13 protein-coding genes and 2 pseudogenes are annotated in these 16516 nt (G+C 71.2%); 11 read left to right on the top strand and 4 right to left on the bottom strand.

The features are described from left to right. Positions 1–798, top strand: a pseudogene (locus ACWGR4_RS26190) (hypothetical protein); the annotation flags it as partial. After that, positions 795–1661 (top strand): hypothetical protein, encoded by an 867-nt coding sequence (locus tag ACWGR4_RS26185; protein WP_452128711.1) that lies wholly within the window; start codon positions 795–797, stop codon positions 1659–1661. The pseudogene ACWGR4_RS26190 and the gene ACWGR4_RS26185, both read left to right, overlap by 4 nt. 137 nt (positions 1662–1798) lie before the next feature. Here ACWGR4_RS26185 and ACWGR4_RS26180 read toward each other — a convergent pair whose 3' ends face one another. The 3 genes and pseudogenes from ACWGR4_RS26180 to ACWGR4_RS26170 all read right to left on the bottom strand — a co-directional run bounded on the left by ACWGR4_RS26180 (position 1799) and on the right by ACWGR4_RS26170 (position 4193). Then, positions 1799–2797, bottom strand: coding sequence for an alpha/beta hydrolase (locus tag ACWGR4_RS26180; protein WP_452128710.1), 999 nt, complete (start codon positions 2795–2797; stop codon positions 1799–1801). A 40-nt stretch (positions 2798–2837) separates the two neighbouring features. Then, positions 2838–3310 (bottom strand): annotated as a pseudogene (aac(6'), locus tag ACWGR4_RS26175) (aminoglycoside 6'-N-acetyltransferase). 274 nt (positions 3311–3584) lie between these two features. Further along, positions 3585–4193, bottom strand: a complete 609-nt coding sequence (locus ACWGR4_RS26170) for a TetR/AcrR family transcriptional regulator (protein ID WP_452128709.1) — start codon at positions 4191–4193, stop codon at positions 3585–3587. A 109-nt stretch (positions 4194–4302) separates the two neighbouring features. Between ACWGR4_RS26170 and ACWGR4_RS26165 the strand changes: the two genes are divergently transcribed. Beyond that, positions 4303–5004, top strand: coding sequence for an SDR family NAD(P)-dependent oxidoreductase (locus ACWGR4_RS26165; protein ID WP_452128708.1), 702 nt, complete (start codon positions 4303–4305; stop codon positions 5002–5004). A 213-nt stretch (positions 5005–5217) separates the two neighbouring features. Here the strand turns inward: ACWGR4_RS26165 and ACWGR4_RS26160 are convergent, their stop codons facing one another. Beyond that, on the bottom strand, positions 5218–6999 hold the full coding sequence (locus tag ACWGR4_RS26160; RefSeq protein WP_452134248.1) for a PucR family transcriptional regulator: 1782 nt from the start codon (positions 6997–6999) through the stop codon (positions 5218–5220). A 368-nt stretch (positions 7000–7367) separates the two neighbouring features. Between ACWGR4_RS26160 and dnaK the strand changes: the two genes are divergently transcribed. The 8 genes from dnaK to ACWGR4_RS26120 are packed head-to-tail and all read left to right on the top strand — an operon-like array spanning position 7368 to position 16376. Then, positions 7368–9266, top strand: coding sequence for a molecular chaperone DnaK (gene dnaK / locus ACWGR4_RS26155; protein WP_452132080.1), 1899 nt, complete (start codon positions 7368–7370; stop codon positions 9264–9266). Positions 9267–9274: 8 nt separating this feature from the next. Then, positions 9275–9871: a nucleotide exchange factor GrpE gene (locus ACWGR4_RS26150; RefSeq protein ID WP_380003837.1), complete on the top strand. Its 597-nt coding sequence runs from the start codon at positions 9275–9277 to the stop codon at positions 9869–9871. Between the two features lie 6 nt (positions 9872–9877). Further along, entirely contained in the window at positions 9878–10831 is a 954-nt protein-coding gene (locus tag ACWGR4_RS26145; protein ID WP_452132079.1) for a DnaJ C-terminal domain-containing protein, read from the top strand. After that, positions 10828–11235, top strand: coding sequence for a chaperone modulator CbpM (locus ACWGR4_RS26140; RefSeq protein ID WP_380003835.1), 408 nt, complete (start codon positions 10828–10830; stop codon positions 11233–11235). The genes ACWGR4_RS26145 and ACWGR4_RS26140 overlap by 4 nt, the downstream gene beginning before the upstream one ends. Beyond that, positions 11226–13865 carry an ATP-dependent chaperone ClpB gene (gene clpB, locus ACWGR4_RS26135; protein WP_452132078.1) on the top strand — a complete coding sequence of 880 codons (2640 nt, stop codon included), beginning with the start codon at positions 11226–11228 and terminating at the stop codon, positions 13863–13865. Before ACWGR4_RS26140 ends, clpB begins: the two co-directional genes overlap by 10 nt. Next, entirely contained in the window at positions 13862–14320 is a 459-nt protein-coding gene (trxA, locus tag ACWGR4_RS26130) for a thioredoxin (RefSeq protein ID WP_452132077.1), read from the top strand. The genes clpB and trxA overlap by 4 nt, the downstream gene beginning before the upstream one ends. A gap of 38 nt (positions 14321–14358) precedes the next feature. Further along, positions 14359–14622, top strand: a complete 264-nt coding sequence (locus ACWGR4_RS26125) for a UBP-type zinc finger domain-containing protein (protein ID WP_452132076.1) — start codon at positions 14359–14361, stop codon at positions 14620–14622. After that, positions 14622–16376: an FAD-dependent oxidoreductase gene (locus ACWGR4_RS26120; RefSeq protein WP_452132075.1), complete on the top strand. Its 1755-nt coding sequence runs from the start codon at positions 14622–14624 to the stop codon at positions 16374–16376. The genes ACWGR4_RS26125 and ACWGR4_RS26120 overlap by 1 nt, the downstream gene beginning before the upstream one ends. The last annotated feature ends 140 nt before the right edge of the window (positions 16377–16516 follow it).

Genomic DNA, 16516 nt, shown 5'->3' with positions numbered 1-16516 from the left:
CGCACGGTCGTGGACGGGCGTCCCGTCGCGGTGACCGGCTCCCGGGATCACAGCCTGCGGGTTTGGGACCTGACCAGCGAACAACCACGCGGCGAACCCCTCACCGAATACACCCACTCGGTGAATGCGGTGGCGTGCACGGTCGTGGACGGGCGTCCCGTCGCGGTGACCGGCTCCCGGGATCACAGCCTGCGGGTTTGGGACCTGACCAGCGAACAACCACGCGGCGAACCCCTGACCGGACACACCCACTCGGTGAAAGCTGTGGCGTGCACGGTCGTGGAGGGGCGCCCCGTCGCGGTAACCGGTTCCGACGATCGCACGGTGCGAGTGTGGGACCTGACCAGCGGCCGGCCACGCGGCGAACCCCTGACCGGACACACCGGCTCGGTGAATGCGGTGGCGTGTTCGGTCGTGGAGGGGCGCCCCATCGCGGTAACCGGCTCCGAGGACCGCACGGTGCGAGTGTGGGACCTGACCAGCGGTCAACCGCACGGCGAACCCCTGACCGGACACACCCACTCGGTGAAAGCTGTGGCGTGCACGGTCGTGGAGGGACGCCCCGTCGCGGTGACCGGTTCCGACGATCGCACGGTGCGGGTGTGGGGCCTGGGCTCGGGGCAATGCATCGACCGGATCCTCCTGCCCGCTCCCTGCCACGCGCTCGCCGTCGGAGACGGAAATCGGCTGTTCGTCGGATTCGGCGCGGACGTCGCGCTCCTGACAGGCGCCCCTTCACCATCGCCGGCACGGCCGGCCCCCGGGCACGCCGACACCACCACTCAGGAGGATGCGTGACACAGGCCGTCGTGGGAGTCCACGGCATCGGGAACCTCCGCCGCGGCGAGACCCCCGAGCAAGCCGCCCGAACCCTGGGACGCATCTGGCAGACCCACCTCGCCACCGCCCTGCGCCGCGCCGGAGCCGGCGGTGCGTCACCCGAGGTGTCCGTGGCCTACTACGCCGACCTGCTCCGCAAGCCCGGTCGACAGGGCGCCGGGGACGACCTCGACGACCTGGACCCGGCCGAGGCCGAGTTCGCCCGCCGATGGATGGACGCGTTCGACCTGCCCACCGGAGTCGCCGCGGGCCGGTCCACCATCGAGGTGCGCCAGGCCGCCGAGACCCTCGCGCGTATGCGCGGCCTGGGCGCGCCGGCCACCCGGTGGTTCGTCGCGCTCCTGTGCCGGGAGGTCCCCGCCTACCTCGAGGACCCGCACAGCGCCGCCCGCGCCGCCGCCCGCGCCCGCGTCACCGACGCCGTCGAAACCACCGGCGCCCGCGTGGTGATCGCCCACTCACTCGGTTCCGTCGTCGCCTACGAAGCCCTGTGGGCCCGCCCCGACCTGACGATCGACCTCCTGGTCACCCTCGGCTCTCCCCTGGCCCTGCCCCACGCCGTCCTGCCCCGCCTGCGACCCGCACCCGTCCACGACCGCGGCGCACGACCCCCCGGCGTCGCCCGCTGGGTCAACCTCGCCGACCCCGGCGACATCGTCGCCATCCCCAAAGGCGGCATCGGCCGCAACTTCACCGGCGTCGACACGGACGAACACACCCTCATCCACACCTTCGACTTCCACCTCGCCAAGAACTACCTCGCCCACCCACGCCTCGGCGAAATCCTCCGCGACACACCCCGACACCCGGGAAGGACGTAGCAGCGCCGCGAAGTGCCCACGGCATCAGTCGAGTCCGGCGCGTTCGGGCCCGACGCGCCCGCCCGCTCGGCGATCCCCGCGGCCAACGCGACCTTCCCCCGGTGCCGGGTCGCGTCGCGCCTCGTGGTCCGGGGCGATCAGTCGGCGGGAGGGTGGTCTCGGGCGGGCGTAAGGGTGCGGTGGAGCCAGTGGGTGCGGGTCTCGTGCGCGGCTCGGCTTATCGCCGCCTGGGGGGCGTGGGTGTCGAAGCCGTGGAAGGCGCCGGGCCAGACGTGGAGTTCGGCTCGGCCGCCGGCTCGCCAGATGGCGTCGGCGTAGGTGACGGCCTCGTCGCGGAGGGTTTCGGCGGAGCCGACGTCGAGGTAGGCCGGGGGCAGGCGGGACAGGTCGACGGCGCGGGCGGGGGCGGCGTAGGGGGAGACCTCGTGGTCGTGGGTGCGCTCGCCGAGGAGGGCCTGCCAGGCGGTTGCGTTGGAGGTGCGGTCCCAGGGATCGAGACCGGCCATCTGCCGGGCCGAGACGCTGTCGTTGCGGTGGTCGAGCATCGGGGACAGCAGGAGTTGGCCGAGCGGGGTGGGGCCGCCCCGGTCGCGGGTGAGCAGGGCGAGGGCCGCCGCGAGTCCGCCGCCGGCGCTCTTGCCGCCGACGACGACGCGGTCCGGGTCGATGCGGAGGTCGGCCGCCTGTTCGGCGACGTGGACGAGTCCGGCGTAGCAGTCCTCCACCGGTCCCGGGTGACGTGTTCCGGGCGCCAGGCGGTATTCGACGGAGACGACGGCCAGTTCGAGCCGGTGGGCCCACGCGCGCAGGAGGCGCGGGAGTACGGACCACGCGTTGCCGGAGACCATGCCGCCGCCGTGCATGTAGTACAGGAGCGGCAGCGGTCGGGCAACCCCGGCGGGGCGGGCGCTCACGAGCGTGACGTCGGGCCCGTCCGGCGGGCCCGGCACGCGCAGTTCGTCCACCTCGAAGCGTCCGCCGTCCCGCAACCGCTCGGGCGTCGGTCTGGGCCGCACGGCCGCGTCCCGGGCCTGCCGCTCCGCGAGGTTCTCCGGCGTCAGCGGCTGCGCCGACCCCCCGCCGCCCAGTTCGGGGTCGAACGGCGGCGCGGCTCGGAAGGTGCGCGTGGGGTCCATGGGACGCAGTCAACCATCCGCCTGGACGGCCGCCGGCGGCTCAGGTCAGTTCGTCCGCGAGCAGGTCCATCAGCAGGCCGTCCTCCCAGTCGCCCGTGCGGTGGTCGCGCCAGTAGCGCCGCATGACCCCGACGGGCTTGAAGCCGACCTTGGTGTAGCAGCCGATCGCGGCGGCGTTGGCCGCCGCCGGGTCGATGGTCAGCCGGTGGTGGCCGCGTTCGTCCAGCAGCCACCGAGCGAGGGTGCGGACCGTGTCGGAGCCGAGCCCTTCCCCGTGCCGGCGCGCCGTCAGAAACAGGTCGATGCCCGCGTGCCGGAACTCGGGATCGGTCTCCTCGTCGAACTGCACGGCCCCGATGACCTCGCCCTCGAACACGACGGCCCACATGTCGTCGTAGTCCTGCGGCGGCGACCACCACGCCGCCACCTCGGGCTCGGCGACGATGCGATCGAGGATCGCCGATCCGCCTCGACAACCGCCCGCAACACGACCCGATCCCCGCGCAGTTCCATGCCCGCATTCTCCCACCCGCCGGCCATGAACCCCGAACGCCGGGTCGTCACCATGGCCGACGGCGAGGGCGACGGTGGCGCTCACGCGAGCGCCTGGACGGCCTGCCCAAGCGCCGGCACCACCTGGCCGCCGCGCCCGACCCGAGCACCGAACAGGCCGTCGTGTAGCCGATCCCCGAGGTGATGCACATGGACAGCGCCGCCACCGACCGTTTCGACACCGATCGGTTCGAGGCCGGCCGCACCCGGCCCCGGTGGTGCCGGCACCCGCTGCTCAGGCCGCGGGACGTCGGGGCTTGAGCAGGTCCGTGACGAGGGTGTCGACCAGGGCGCGCGGGATGGTCGAGCCGGTCATCGCGCGGTAGACGATCGGGCCGACGAGGGCGTCCATCGTGGCGTCGGGGGCCAGGGCGGGGGCGATCTCGCCGGCGGCGGTGGCACGGGTGAGCAGGTCGCGCTCGGCGGCGCGGCGGGGGTCGAGATAACGCTCGTGCAGCGAGGCGGCCGTGGCGGGGTGGTGCTGGGCCTCGGCCAGGAGCGCGAGCAGGACCCGGCCCGCCGGATCGCGGGTGACGAAGCGCGCGAAGGCCCGCAGATAACGCCGGATGTCGTCGGCCGTCGGCTGCTCCTCCGTCGGCACCGAGAAGCGCTTTTCGCTGTCCTCGACGAGTACGTCGAGCAGGATCTCGACCTTCGACGGCCACCAGCGGTAGATCGTCTGCTTGGCGACACCGGCCCGGCGGGCGATGGATTCGATGGTCAGCGCACCGAAACCGTGCTCGACGAGCAGGTCGTCTGCGGCGTGGAGCACGGCCAGACGCGCGGCCTCGTCGCGCCGATTCCCGGAGTGCGCTCTGGGGGGCGCAGAGCTGGCGGCGGACATGGGGACACCGTACCGGGCGGCGCCGCCGCGATCCAGTCTTGACGCAACGTCTTGTCTAGACACGACGTCGCGTCTAGATTGAAGCCATCGACCCCATGAAGGAGCCAATGTGTCCGGCACCACCACGCCCCCGCGCCACGCTCTCGTCATCGGCGCCTCCCGCGGCCTGGGCCTCGTCCTCGCCGACGAACTGGTTCGCCGCGACTGGCAGGTCACCGCGACCGTGCGCGCGGACGGCGACGAACTGCGCGCGATGGCCCGGCGATCGGGAGGCAGGCTGACGGTCGAGTCGTTGGAGATGACCAGCGCCGAGGACCTGGCGTCGCTGCGCAAGCACCTGGCGGGTACGCGACTCGATCTGCTCTTCGTCAACGCCGCGATCGACCGGGGCGATCTGCCGATCGACCAGGTCCCGACGGAGATGTTCACCGAGGTGATGATCACCAACGCGTTCAGCCCGCTGCGCGCCCTCGAAGCACTGCGCGAACTGGTCGCGCCGGGCGGGACGGTCGCGGTCATGTCGTCCGACCAGGGCAGCATCTCGCGCAACACCGAGGGCGGTTACGAGCTGTACAAGGCCAGCAAGGCCGCGCTCAACCAGCTGATGCGCAGCTACACGACCCGTCACGCCGACGACGACCACACGAAGCTCCTCATCGACCCGGGCCACAACCGCACCAGGCTGGGCGGCTTCGACGCACCGTTGGCCCCCGAGGAGAGCATCCCGGCGGTGGTCGACGTCCTGGAGGCGCAGGCGGGCGCCCCGGGGCTGCAGTTCCTGGACCTGAATGGCGAGGTGGTGCCCTGGTAGTTCGGGGGTCCGCACACACGAAATCCCATGATCACCTCCGTGGTCGGGCCGGAGCATCGGCGGCGGCTCAGCAATTGTCGTATCGGTGCCGGGAGCCGGCCGCGTATTCGCGGTGCGCGTCGGCCCGGGTGAGGAGCGCCGCGAGGGCGCGGGCGGTGGCGCTGTCGTGCAGGGCGGACTCCTCCCCGCCGCCACCGCGGTTTCGGCGGGATGTCAGCTGCGTCCGTTCAACACGATCTTCCACACTCGGGTGGCCACCTGGAGGTTGAGCCGGTCCTCGACGTTCGCGAGGTCGTTGCCGCTGATGTCACGGATGCGCTGAAGGCGGTAACGGAGCGTACTGCGGTGGATCACGAGGGACTCGGCGGTCTCGTCGTAGTTGCCGCCGCAGTCGAAGTACCGCGACAGGGTTTCCACCATGGCCGTGTGGTGCCGGGAGTCGTAGTCGATGAGCTGCCCGAGCCACTCGCGCACGAACATCTCCAGCTCCCGGCGATCGTTGCCGGGTCCCAGGATCCGGTACAGGCCCAGTTGGTCGAAGAACGTCGTGCCGTAGCGTTCGCGGGAGGCGCGGCGCACCTCCAGGGCGCGCCGCGCCTCCTGGTAGCGGTGGGGGATGTCGTCCGGAGAGTCGCACGGGCCGCTTACACCGATCGCCCCGGACAGTGACCCGGTCTCCCGGGCGAGAGCCGTGTACAGCGCACGCGCGTGGGGCCTGTCGTCGGCGACCAGGACCACGTGGTCGGAGCGCCGGGTCAGCAGCGACCGCATGCCCACGGCGGAGGCCGCCCGCTCCACGGTCTGCGCGAAGGAATCGTCCGCAGCTTGGTCCGACCACTGCGCCACGACGACGTAGTGGCTGCGGTGTAGGTCGTGTCCCACGGCCTCGGACCGGGCGTAGGCGCTCTCCTCGTCTGTCCCTGCCAGGAGGTCGTCGACCAGCTCCCGGCGCAGCCTCAGCTCCACTTCGGCCAGGTTGCGCAGGTGCGCCAGCTCCCAGGCCAGTGACGTGGCGGCGTTTTCCAGCGCGAGCACGGTGTGTTCGTCGGCCTCGCTCTCTGTATCGACCAGGGCCAGTACGGCCAGGATCTCGCCGTGCGGGCGGACCAGAGTGATCAGCCGGTCCTCTATCCGCACGGGGCCGATCTCCCGGGCGACGGCGTGCAGCATCTCGTCCCGGCGTACGCGGTCCGGTTCCGGATAGGGGTCGGGGCGGTCGGGGCCGGTCCACGCCCTCAGCCGACCGAAGCGGTCCTCGACCAGCGCGGGGAGTCCGGTGAGTCCGTGCAGTGCGCGGGTGACGGCCTCCTCGCCGCCGCCCGAGGCGGCCACGTCGGTCATGAGCGCGTGGATGGCCCGCTGGTACCCCAGCTCGGCGACGACCGAGACCAGTTTCTGCTGGAGGGCTGTGCGTTCCTCCTCGAGCCGGTGCAGTTCCACCGCGTCCTCGCGTCGGCGGCGGTGGGCGTAGGCGACCGACAGAGCGGCGGCGGTGTGCCGGACGAGCGTGGCCAGCAGGGATCGCTCGGCCTCGCTGGGCCGGCAGTGGGACGTCACCACGAGGTAGCCGTGGAGGCCCTCGGGTCCGCGAAGCCCCAGGGCCCGGCTCCAGGGCCTCCCGGGTACGGTCACAGGGCCGTCTCGCCCGGCCAGCTCCCGCACTGTTCGATCGACGGCCGAGGTATGGATCTGCGCGGTCCTCGCACTGGGGACCAGATCGCCGTTCACTCTCAGGTATCCGGCTTCGGCGCTGTATGGCCCTGCGGCGGCCGTGTGGTCCATGGCCAGGCGCAGGATCTCGCCTCCATCCCGGGCGTCGAACTGGGCGCGGGAGAGCGCGGTCAACTCGTGGAGGGCACGGTTGGTCGAGGTGGGGGCAGGTGGGCGGCGCCCTCGCCGGGTGGCCGTGGCGTGTGGCCCACCGCCGCCCCGGGGAAGGCCGCCCTCTCGGTCGGAGTGGCGGCGATACAGGGTGTGCACTCGGCTGTCACCCATGGGATCACTCCGTTCTTCCCGAGCTTCGAGAGGGCTGGGGGTGTTCCGGACACCCGCTCCCCGACCCGGGTGTCCGAGACGTTCGGATGCCCCCTCTCATCCTCGTGGGACGACCGGGCCGGTGCATTTCCGGCTCGCCAGGGGCAGGCGTGGCGCCACTCGGCTCGCGACCCTGGGAAGCGTTCGCAATCCACCGGGCGCACCCGCAGGACGGCCGGACGTCGGGCGTGTCGGCACACGCCCTGCGGAGCGGTCGCCGGCTCGCCGCAGCGCGATGCGGACCGCCCGGCGGAGGTTTCATCCGTACCCGGACGAACCCGATCCGGAGAGCCGGCGCGGATCGCCGCGCCGGAAGGGAGAAGTTCCTCATGGCCAAGGCAGTGGGCATCGACCTGGGCACCACCAACTCGGTGATCGCCGTATGGGAGGGCGGCGAGCCGTCCGTCGTACCCAACAGCGAGGGCAACCGCACGACGCCGTCCGTGGTGGCCTTCACCGACACCGGCGAGCGGCTGGTGGGCCAACTGGCCCGACGGCAGGCGATCCTCAACCCCAAGGGCACCATCTACTCGGCCAAGCGGTTCATCGGCAGGCACTTCGACGAGATCTCCGACGAGGCCAAGGCGGTGGCGTACGACGTCGTCGAGGGCGACGGCGGGGCGGCGCGCTTCAAGGTGCGCGACAAGTTGTACGCGCCTGAGGAGATCAGCGCTCAGGTGCTGCGCAAACTCGCCGACGACGCCTCCAAGCAACTGGGGGAACGGGTCACGGAGGCGGTCATCACGGTGCCCGCCTACTTCAACGACGCTCAGCGCACCGCCACCAAGGACGCCGGGCGAATCGCGGGGCTGGAGGTGCTGCGGATCATCAACGAGCCGACGGCCGCCGCCCTCGCCTACGGCATGGACAAGAAGCAGCACGAGACCGTCCTCGTCTTCGACCTGGGCGGCGGCACCTTCGACGTAAGCATCCTCGACGTCGGCGACGGCGTGGTGGAGGTGCGCTCCACCGCCGGCGACAGCCACCTGGGCGGCGACGACTTCGACCGGCGTCTGGTGGATTACCTCGCGGACGACTTCCAGAAGGCGAACGGCATCGACCTGCGCAAGGATCCGCAGGCGCTGCAACGGCTGTTCGAGGCGGCGGAGAAGGCCAAGACGGAGCTCAGTTCGGTGACGCAGACGCAGGTCAGCCTGCCGTTCGTCACCGCGGACGCTTCGGGCCCCAAGCACCTCACCGACTCGGTCATGCGGTCCACGTTCGAGCAGATCACCGGCGACCTGGTGGAGCGCTGCCTGGGCCCGGTCCAGCAGGCGATGGCCGACGCCAAGGTCGGTGACAGCGACATCGACGAGGTCATCCTCGTGGGCGGCTCCACGCGTATCCCGGCGGTCCAGGCCCTGGTCCGTCGGCTGACCGGGGGCAAGGAACCCAACATGAGCGTCAACCCCGACGAGGTCGTGGCCCTGGGCGCCGCGATCCAGGCCGGGGTACTCAAGGGCGACGTCAAGGACGTCCTGCTGCTCGACGTCACACCGTTGTCGCTGGGCGTGGAGACGCGCGGCGGAGTGATGACGAAGATCGTCGAGCGGAACACCACGATCCCGGTGCGCCGTACCGAGACGTTCTCCACCGCCGAGGACAACCAACCGGCCGTCGATGTGGTCGTCCTTCAGGGCGAGCGCGAGCGGGCCGCCGACAACCGGGTGCTGGGCCGGTTCCAGCTCACCGACATCCGGCCGGCGCCGCGGGGCGAACCGCAGGTCGAGGTCACCTTCGACATCGACGCCAACGGCATTCTCAACGTCACGGCCCGCGACCGGGACACCGGCAAGGAACAGGGCATCACCATCACCGAGAGTTCCAACCTGGACCGCGGCGAGGTCGAACGTATGGTCCAGGAGGCCGAGCGCAACCAGGGCCAGGACCAGGCACTCCGCGAGGCCGTGGACGCCCGCAACGAACTCGACGCCGTGGCTTACCAGGTCGAAAAGCGCCTCGCCGAACTGGGCGACGCGGCGCCCGCGCACGAGAAGGCACGCGCCGAGATGCTCGTGTCCGACGCGCGGGCGGCGGTCAAGGAAGAGGCGGGCGTGGAGCGGGTGCGGCCCCTGACCTCCGAACTCCAGCAGGCGCTCGCCGGGCTGGCGGCCCATCAGGCAGCCGGGGCGGCCGGCGGCGGGTCCGACCGGGATGCCGCCCCGAGCGGTCCCACGAGCGACGGTGGCGGCGACGATGTCGTCGACGCCGAGTTCGACAAGGAGTGAGGTGCGCCATGCGCAGCCACTCCCAGGAACCGGACCGGGCCGCGTCGGATCCGGTCGAACCGGTCCCGGACGGCGCCGTGCGCTCTCCTCGCGGGGAGTTGCCGCAATCCGACTCCCCGGAAGCGGCGAACGACGAACCCGGCCCCGACGCCACCGACCCCGCACCCGCGCCCCCCGAGGACCCGATACAGGAACTGGAGGACCACCGGCGTCGCGCACTCGCCGACCTCGCCAACCTCCGCAAACGCCACGCCAGGGAACTGGAGCGGGAACGGGCGGCCGAGCGGTCCCGTACGGCGACCGCCTTTCTACCCGTCCTGGACAACCTCGAACTCGCCCTGACCCACGCCGACGCCGAACCGGGCGCGGTCGTGGAGGGCGTCCGCGCCGTACGCGATCAGGCGGTGAACGTCCTCGAACTGCTCGGCTACCCGCGGCGGGCGGAGACGGGCGTCGCCTTCGACCCGGCCCGGCACGAAGTGGTCGGCGTCGTCCAGGCCCCCGACGCCGTGCCGGGCACGGTCGTCGAAGTGCTTCGCCCGGGCTACGGGGACGGCGAACGGCAGCTCAGGCCCGCGTCCGTGATCGTCGCGAAACGGGAGTGAGCGGTCATGGCACAGGACTTCTACGAAGTGCTGGGCGTGTCCCGGACGGCGAGCCAGGACGAGATCCAGCAGGCGTATCGCAAGCTCGCCCGCAAGCACCACCCCGACGTCAACAAGGATCCGGGGGCGGAGGAACGCTTCAAGGATCTCAACGAGGCGTACAGCGTCCTGTCGGATCCCAAGACCCGGGCCCGCTACGACCGCTTCGGCGAGGACTTCCGCAAGATCCCCGAGGACTTCGACGAACGAGTCGCGGCCGGCGCGGGCGGCGGCTTCCGCGCTCGCAGGACCGCGGGCGCCGATGGCCGCCGCGTCCGGTACGCCACCGGCTTCGGTGACGACTTCGCCGGGGAGGGTGTCGACATCGAGGATCTGCTCGGTTCGATCTTCGGGGCAGGCGCCGCCCCCTCCGGTGTGCCGGGAGCCGATCAGGAGGCCGAACTGCCCCTCACCGTCGAGGAGGCGTACAGGGGCGGTCGGCGCAATGTCACGCTCGCCGGTCCCACCGGGCAGCCGCGGCGGTACGAGGTCGTCGTGCCGCCGGGCGTCACCGACGGGCAGCGCATCCGGCTGACGGGCGAGGGCGGCCGGGGCGGTGGCGACGCCCCCGCGGGCGACCTGTACCTGCGGGTGCGTATCCGGCCCCATCCCCGGTTCCGGCCGGACGGCCGCGACGTGCACGTCCAAGTCCCGGTCGCCCCCTGGGAAGCGGCCCTGGGCGCGACCGTGCCGGTGCCCACTCCCGGTGGCGGCACGGCCAAGGTCACGGTGCCCGCGGGCTCGTCCAGTAGCCGGCGGCTACGGCTGCGCGGCGAGGGCATGCCGAACCCGCGCGGCGCGAACGGCGATCTGTACGCCGAACTCCGTGTCATGGTGCCGCCCACCCTCGGCGACCGGGAGCGCGAACTGTTCGAGGAACTCGCCGCCACCTCCTCGTTCGACCCCAGGAGGACACCATGAACGACCAACCTGCGGGAACGGCAGGGGCCGGCCCGGCGGACGTCGGCGACCGTTCGATACGAACGAATTCCCATGCCACCGCGTCGATGAGTGTCCGGTACGCACTCGTGCCCGTCCCCAGACTCTCCCTGCACACCGTGGCCCGTCGTTCGGGCCTCCACCCCGGGTTGGTTCGCCGGTTCGTCGCCCTCGGCTTGGTCGACGCCGAACGCGACGCCGCAGGGCACCTGGTGTTCGCCCCCGAGGCCCCGGCGGTCCTCGCCCGCATCCAGCGGCTGCGTTCCGGACTCTGCCTCAACTACGCATCCATCGGCTTGGTGCTCGACCTGCTCGACCGCATCAGCCTGCTCGAAGCCGCCCTGCGCGGGCACGGCACGAGGAGTGAACCACCCCCATGGACATGAACCGCCTCACCCAGAAGTCCCAGGAAGCCCTCCAGGAAGCCCAGACCGCGGCCGTCCGCATGGGGCAGACCGAGGTCGACGGGGAACACCTGCTGCTCGCACTCCTCGACCAAGAGGACGGTCTGATCCCGCGGTTGCTGCAACAGGCCGGCGCCGAGCCGGAAGAGCTGCGCGCGGCCGTACGCGAGGAACTCTCCCGCCGCCCGAAGGTCACCGGCCCCGGCGCAACGCCCGGCCAGGTCTTCGTCACCCAACGCCTCGCCCGCCTGCTCGATGCCGCCGACCAGGAAGCCAAACGCCTCAAGGACGAATACGTCTCCGTGGAGCACCTCCTACTCGCCCTGGCCCAGGAGGGCTCCTCGACCACCGCCGGGCGCCTGCTCGGACAGGCCGGCATCACCACGGACTCGTTCCTCGGCGCGCTCACCCAGGTGCGCGGCAACCAGCGCGTCACCTCCGCCAACCCGGAAGTGGCCTACGAGGCACTGGAGAAGTACGGCCGCGATCTCGTCGCCGAGGCCACGGGCGGCAGGCTCGACCCGGTCATCGGCCGGGACGCCGAGATCCGCCGTGTCACCCAGATCCTCAGCCGCAAATCCAAGAACAACCCCGTCCTCATCGGCGACCCCGGTGTCGGCAAGACCGCCGTCGTCGAGGGACTCGCCCAACGCATCGTCCGCGGCGACGTGCCCGAAGGACTCCGCGACAAGATCGTATTCGCTCTCGACATGGGCTCCCTGGTCGCCGGCGCCAAGTACCGCGGCGAGTTCGAGGAACGCCTCAAGGCGGTGCTGTCCGAGGTGAAGGCCGCCCAGGGACGCATCCTGCTCTTCGTCGACGAACTGCACACCGTCGTGGGAGCGGGCGCCGCCGAAGGGGCCATGGACGCGGGCAACATGCTCAAGCCGATGCTCGCGCGCGGCGAACTGCACATGATCGGCGCGACCACCCTCGACGAGTACCGCAAGCACATCGAGAAGGACGCCGCCCTCGAACGCCGGTTCCAGCAGATCCTGGTCGACGAGCCGAGCGTGGAGGACACCATCTCCATCCTGCGCGGACTACGCGAACGCCTGGAGGTCTTCCACGGCGTGAAGATCCAGGACACCGCGCTGGTCTCCGCGGCCACGCTCAGCCGGCGCTACATCACCGACCGGTTCCTGCCCGACAAGGCGATCGACCTTGTCGACGAGGCGTGTGCCCGGCTGCGCACCGAGATCGACTCGATGCCCGCCGAACTCGACGAGATCACCCGCCGCGTCACCCGGCTGGAGATCGAGGAGGCGGCCCTGTCCAAGGAGACCGATCCCGCCAGCGAGGCCCGCCTGGAGGAGTTGCGCAGGGAACTTGCCGATCTGCGCGGCGAGGCCGACGCCAAACACGCCCAGTGGGAGGCCGAGCGGCAGGCGATCCGCCGCGTGCAGGAACTGCGCCAGGAACTGGAGCAGGTCCGCCACGAGGCGGAGGAGGCCGAGCGCGCCTACGACCTCAACCGCGCCGCCGAACTGCGCTACGGCCGTCTCCAGGATCTGGAGCGCCGGCTCTCCGCGGAGGAGGAACAACTGGCTGCCAAGCAGGGCCGGAACCGGCTGCTGCGCGAGGTCGTCACCGAGGAGGAGATCGCCGAGATCGTCGCCGCCTGGACCGGCATCCCCGTCACCCGACTCCAGGAGGGCGAACGCGAGAAGCTGCTGCGTCTGGACGAGATCCTGCGCGAGCGCGTCATCGGCCAGGACGAGGCGGTCAAGCTCGTCGCCGACGCCGTCATCCGCGCCCGCTCCGGCATTCGCGATCCGCGTCGGCCCATCGGGTCGTTCGTCTTCCTCGGCCCCACCGGCGTCGGGAAGACCGAGCTGGCCAAGACCCTCGCCGGCGCCCTGTTCGACTCCGAGGAGAACATGGTCCGCCTCGACATGAGCGAGTACCAGGAACGGCACACCGTCAGCCGGCTGATGGGGGCCCCTCCCGGATACGTCGGCTACGAGGAGGGCGGCCAGCTCACCGAGGCCGTACGCCGCAAGCCGTACTCGGTCGTGCTGTTCGACGAGATCGAGAAGGCGCACACCGATGTCTTCAACACCCTGTTGCAGGTCCTCGACGACGGCCGCATCACCGATGCCCAGGGCCGCACCGTCGACTTTCGCAACACCGTGATCATCATGACGTCCAACATCGGCTCCGAGCACCTCCTCGACGGCGCCACCACCGAAGGCGAGATCAAGCCGGACGCGCGCGCCCTGGTGATGGGCGAGCTGCGCGGGCATTTCCGCCCGGAGTTCCTCAACCGCGTCGACGACATCGTGCTGTTCAAGCCGCTCGGCGAGCAGCAAATCGAGCGCATCGTGGAACTGCAGTTCGACGAGCTGCGGCGGCGGCTCGCCGAACGCCGCATCACCATCGAGCTCACCGACAGCGCCCGCGAATTGATCGCCCACCAAGGCTACGACCCGGTGTATGGGGCCCGGCCGCTGCGGCGGTATATCTCCCACGAGGTCGAGACGCTGGTCGGGCGCGCCCTGCTGCGCGGAGACGTCCAGGACGGCGCGGCGGTCCGCGTCGACGCCGAGCACGGAGAGCTGATGGTGACCTACGACCAACAGGAGGAGGCCCGGGCGGAGAGAGCGACGTGAACACCCCCCGGACGACGACGGTGACCTGCCCCAACTGCGGGCGCGACAACCGAATTCCGGTGGCTGCCCGGGGACGTCCCAAATGCGGCCACTGCAAGCGGTTTTTGCCCTGGATCGTCGACGCGGGCGACGACGACTTCGCCGAGATCGCCGACAACGCCACCCAGCCCGTCCTCGTCGACCTCTGGGCCACGTGGTGCGGCCCCTGCCGCATGGTCAGCCCTGCCCTCGAACAGGTCGCCCGGGACCTCGCCGGACGGATCAAGCTCGTCAAGGTCGACGTCGACAAGAACCCACGGGTCAGCCTCCGCTTCGAGGTGCAGGCGGTGCCGACCCTGCTCGTCCTGGACCAAGGTGGGACGGTCGCCCGGCAGGCCGGCGCGGCACCCGCGCACGTCCTGCGCTCGTGGGTCGAGCAGGCGATAGCCGGCCGGCAGACCACCGCAGGAGAGTGAACTTGCTCGACCGGAGCCCAACACGGAAGGAGCCCCTCATGACCACAATCCCCGACCCACACCTGGCGATGGTGCGCCCGGTGACACCGCGTACCCCGCAGGGCTGTGAAGAGTGCCTCAAGGAGCACTCCCCGTGGGTGCACCTACGGCTCTGCCTCACGTGCGGGCACGTCGGCTGTTGTGACTCCTCGCCCCTCAAGCACGCCAGGCGGCACGCGGCCGGCGTCGGCCACCCCATCGTGCAGTCGTTCCAGCCGGGAGAGGACTGGCGCTGGTGCCATGTCCACGAGGCCCTGATCTGATGGGCACCGACGAGCAGGACACCGGCGCGGTCCGCGAGACACCGGACCGATACGGGGCGTTCCCGCGCCTGACACCGGAGCAGCTCCGGGACTTGGCCGCGGAAGGTGAACGCCGGCAAACGGCCGAGGGCGAGGTGCTGTATCGCGAGGGCGAGCCATTCCGAGAGTTCCTGGCGATCCTCGACGGGACCGTCGAGATCCTCCACGATCTGGGCGGGCCCGACGAGCGCACGGTGGCGGTGCACGGACCCGGCAGATTCCTGGGTGAACTCGGGCTGCTGGAAGGCCAGGCGGCGTTCGACACCGCCGTGGTGCGCGAGGCGGGCGAGATCCTGGCCGTACCGGTGGAGCGGCAGCGCACCCTGGTCGGCGGCGACCCCGTCCTCGGCGACCTGATCCTCCGCGCCTACCTGTGCCGGAGGTATCTGCTCATCGGGCTGGGCGCGGGCTTCCGGATCCTGGGGTCGTGCTATTCGCCGGACACGGTACGGCTGCGCGAGTTCGCCGCACGCAACCGGCTGCCCCACCGCTGGGTGGACCTGGAGAAGGACAAGGAGGCGGAGGCACTGCTGCGCCGGTTCGCCATCCGCCCCGAGGAGACACCGGTGGTCCTCTGGAAGGACGAGCGGGTGCTGCGCAATCCGACCAACGCCGAACTCGCCCGGCTCATCGGACTGCCCGCCCCCTCGCCGGAGGCCGAGCGATGCGACGTGATGGTGATCGGTGCCGGGCCCGCGGGACTCGCCGCCGCCGTGTACGGCGCCTCCGACGGCCTCACCATGGTCGCCGTCGACGCCGTGGCCGCCGGAGGCCAGGCCGCCACCTCGTCTCGCATCGAGAACTACCTCGGCTTCCCCTCAGGCATCTCCGGCGGCGAGCTCATCGAACGCGCGGTGCTCCAGGCCCACAAGTTCGGCGCCCGCCTCACGGTGCCGGCCCAGGTCAGCGAGCTCATCCCGCAGGACGACGGGTACACGGTCACCTTCACGGACGGGTCCCGGGTTCGGGCGGACGCGGTCGTACTCGCCTCGGGAGTGTCCTATCGCAGGCTGGACGTACCCGGCATCGACCGTCTGGAGGGCGTCAGCGTCCACCACGCCGCGACGATCCACGAGGCGAGTCTCTGCCGGGCGGATCCGGTCGCCGTGGTCGGCGGCGGGAACTCCGCCGGCCAGGCGGCGCTGTTTCTCGCGGACCACGCCTCCCGGGTCTACCTCCTCGTCCGGGCCGGCGACCTCGACGCCTCCATGTCGCGCTACCTCGTGGACCGTGTCGAACGCCACTCGAAGATCGAGGTGCTGCTTCGCACCGAAGTTCGGGGCATCACCGGGGAAGACGAACTGGAGTCCCTGATCGTGGAGAACAACGCGAGCAGTGAACGCCGGGAGCTGCGGGCCGCGGCGCTGTTCGTCTTCATCGGGGCCCGCCCACGCACGGAATGGCTCAATGGCGTGCCGGCCCTGGACGAGAAGGGCTTCGTCCTCACCGGCGCTGATGCCCGGGCGGTAGCCGACACGACCCGGTGGGCCCCGCTCGGCCGTGGTCCATTGCCCCTCGAGACAACCCTTCCCGGGGTCTTTGCCGCCGGCGACGTCAGGAGCGGCTCGGTCAAACGGGTGGCCTCGGCGACCGGCGAGGGCGCCATGGCGATCCACCTCGTGCACGAGCACCGGCAGCAGACCGGCAACCTGGTCCGCGCCGCCGGTCCCGAGGAGCATCCGCCGACGGCGGTCCGGCACGTGTCCCAGCGGTGACGCCCTCCTCGACGGCGGCGGGGGACGTGCAGGGCGTGCGGATCGTGATGAACGGAGATCGCCCGGAGGTGAAGCGGGCCCTGTGCCGGGAAGACGCGGAGATCCGGCCGTACTGCCCGTATGGGTGGGATCGCCGGGCA

It is taken from the genome of Embleya sp. NPDC055664 (genome assembly GCF_053618075.1).
The sequence above is the reverse complement of the archived record's forward strand: the minus strand, read 5'-3'. Positions and strand labels throughout refer to the sequence as shown.